Origin of the sequence: uncultured Megasphaera sp., assembly GCF_958350005.1 — a bacterium.
Classification (GTDB): Bacteria; Bacillota; Negativicutes; order Veillonellales; family Megasphaeraceae; genus Megasphaera.
This window is the reverse complement of sequence record NZ_CATWFF010000236.1, coordinates 1-2,684: the sequence shown is the minus strand read 5'-3', so window position 1 is coordinate 2,684 and position 2,684 is coordinate 1. Positions and strand designations below refer to the sequence as shown.

The following is a 2,684-nucleotide window of genomic DNA, read 5'->3' as shown; positions in this document are numbered from 1 at the left end:
AAATCGCCGCATTAGTAAAAAAAGTCAAGGAGGACGTGAAGAAATTCCATGGACTAAAAAGGCGTGCTAAAATGGGCAAAGCCCGTCCTGTTTCGTTCCGTGGGAAAAGTTTGTATACTTAAGTCACAAAGTCGGGCAGGAGAAAGTGAACTGACCAGACACATTAGCAATTATTTTAAGGAGGGTTATACATGTCCTACAATAACATTAAATTTGAAAAAGATGGCGTTATCGGTATTTTGACGATTGATCGTCCCAAAGCACTGAATGCACTCAACACGGAAACGGTTACGGAACTGAACGACTGCGTCGGCAAAATCGAAAACGATCCGGAAGTAAAAGTTGTCATCATTACTGGCGGCGGCTCCAAGTCCTTCGTAGCTGGTGCCGACATTGTCGAAATGTCCACGAAAAACGCTGTAGAAGGCCGTTTCTTCGGCAAAATCGCTCAGGATACGTTTACGCGTATTGAAAACCTGCCCCAGCCGGTCATCGCTGCTGTCAACGGCTACGCTCTGGGCGGCGGCTGCGAACTGGCCTGCGCCTGCGACTTCCGCTATGCTTCGGAAAACGCTAAATTCGGTCAGCCTGAAGTAGGCCTCGGCATTACACCGGGCTTCGGCGGCACACAGCGTCTTCCCCGTGTCGTTGGCCGCGGCTACGGCAAAGAACTCATCTACACGGCCAGCATGATCGATGCAGAAGAAGCACACCGCATTGGCCTCGTCAACAAAGTCGTTCCTCAGGAACAGCTCATGGACGAAGCTAAGAAAACGGCCAAAAAAATCGCTTCCAACGCTAAAATCGCCGTACAGCTCGCTAAAGCAGCTATTAACCGCGGCATTAACTGCGACGTTATCACTGGCATTGCTTATGAAGACGAAGTATTCGGCCTTTGCTTCGCTACAGAAGACCAGAAAGAAGGCATGGCTGCATTCGTTGAAAAACGGAAAGCTAACTTCACGGATAAATAAGCAGTCCCCGTCTGCCGCATAAGGCAGGATTACTAGGATGAGAACGGGCGTCATGGAAGTGACGCCCTTCTTGATACATTTTAGTATGCATTAAGAACTATTTTTTAGGAGGAATATTCTCATGGATTTTAAACTCAGCGAAATGCAGTTGGATATTGCAAACCTTGCTAAAGATTTTGCACAGAAAAAATTGGCTCCCACCGTTAAAGAACGGGATGAAAAAGAAGTATTCGACCGTTCCATCCTTGACGAAATGGGCACCCTCGGCCTTCTCGGCATTCCCTGGGAAGAAGAAAACGGCGGTGTTGGCGCAGACTTCCTCAGCCTGGCTGTAGCCTGCGAAGAAGTTGCCAAAGTCGATCCTTCCATCGCTCTGAGCTTTGAAGTACACACGATGCTCTGCTCCTGGCCTATCTGGAAATTCGGCACAGCAGAACAGAAAGAAAAATTCTTAAAACCCCTCGCTGAAGGCACGAAACTTGGCGCCTTTGGTCTGACTGAACCGAACGCCGGCACCGATGCTCTCAACGGTTCCACTATTGCCACGAAAAACGAAGACGGCTCGTATACACTGAATGGTTCCAAAGTATTCAACACCAACGGCGGCGAAGCTGACATTACCGTTGTATTTGCAGCTACGGACAAATCCAAAGGTGCCAAAGGCATGAGCGCTTTCATCCTGGAAAAAGGCACAGAAGGCTTTACGTACGGCAAAGAAGAAGTTAAAATGGGTATCCGCGCTTCCGTACAGCGTGAACTCGTATTCCAGAACGTAAAAGTTCCGGCTGATCACCTCCTCGGCAAAGAAGGCGAAGGCTTCAAGATTGCCATGATGACCCTCGACGGCGGCCGTGTAGGCGTTGGCGCTCAGGCTCTGGGCATTGCTGAAGGCGCTTACAACGAAGCTGTTAAATACGCTAAAGAACGTGTTCAGTTCGGCAAACCGATTGCTACGAAACAGGCTATTGCCTTCATGCTCGCTGACATGAAACTGAAGATTGAAACGGCTCGTCTGGCTGTATACAAAGCAGCCTGGATGATGGGCCAGCCTGATGTTAAATCCTACTCCATGGCTGCTTCCATCGCTAAGAAATACGCTTCCGATATTGCCATGGAAGTCACCACCGATGCTGTTCAGGTATTCGGCGGCTATGGCTTCACCCGTGAATATCCGGTAGAACGCTACATGCGCGATGCCAAGATCACGCAGATTTACGAAGGTACCAACCAGGTACAGCAGATGATTATCTCCGGCTCCATCCTGAGATAATTGCGCCTGGTACTATAGATACGATACAACATCGTCAGGTACAGCAAACGCTTAATAAGACATGCAAAAACTCCGCCGGAGTGCTTAACCGGCGGAGTTTTTGTATTTACTTATTGAAAAAATACGCGCCATAATCCCAGAGCCAGTACGAGAATGACGAACAGGACGCTGGCAATGCGGGTTTTGGAAAAGCGTCTCCGTGTCTGCTGTACCGTCTGCGGCGGCCTGGGCGGCGGCACGATCTGCTTCGTACCGCAAATAGGACACATGAGCACGCCATCGCGCAGCTCTGTGCCGCAAGTAGGGCAAATCATGGTATCATCTCCTGTCTGTTACTATTCTACTATAAAAAGAGCAGGCCTGCCTGTTAAAAACAATATAATTCTAAATTTTTTATTAAATTTTACTGATTTGGTCTAAACGGGCTGTAAAATGTCGGA

Annotated in this window: 3 protein-coding genes; 2 read left to right on the top strand and 1 reads right to left on the bottom strand. The window is 48.7% G+C overall.

All coding sequences use genetic code 11. The annotated features are described in order from the left end of the window. Positions 1-191 precede the first annotated feature (191 nt). Entirely contained in the window at positions 192-974 is a 783-nt protein-coding gene (locus Q3886_RS09920) for a short-chain-enoyl-CoA hydratase (protein WP_301861311.1), read from the top strand. A gap of 121 nt (positions 975-1,095) precedes the next feature. Next, on the top strand, positions 1,096-2,244 hold the full coding sequence (locus Q3886_RS09915; RefSeq protein WP_301861310.1) for an acyl-CoA dehydrogenase family protein: 1,149 nt from the start codon (positions 1,096-1,098) through the stop codon (positions 2,242-2,244). A gap of 110 nt (positions 2,245-2,354) precedes the next feature. Here the strand turns inward: Q3886_RS09915 and Q3886_RS09910 are convergent, their stop codons facing one another. Then, positions 2,355-2,558 (bottom strand): zinc-ribbon domain-containing protein, encoded by a 204-nt coding sequence (locus Q3886_RS09910; protein WP_301861309.1) that lies wholly within the window; start codon positions 2,556-2,558, stop codon positions 2,355-2,357. Positions 2,559-2,684 lie beyond the last annotated feature (126 nt).

Bases quoted from the DNA above. Each gene is read 5' to 3' on its own strand.
- Q3886_RS09920 (WP_301861311.1), top strand. From the start codon at position 192: ATGTCCTACAATAACATTAAATTTGAAAAAGATGGCGTTATCGGTATT.
- Q3886_RS09915 (WP_301861310.1), top strand. From the start codon at position 1,096: ATGGATTTTAAACTCAGCGAAATGCAGTTGGATATTGCAAACCTTGCT.
- Q3886_RS09910 (WP_301861309.1), bottom strand. From the start codon at position 2,558: ATGATTTGCCCTACTTGCGGCACAGAGCTGCGCGATGGCGTGCTCATG.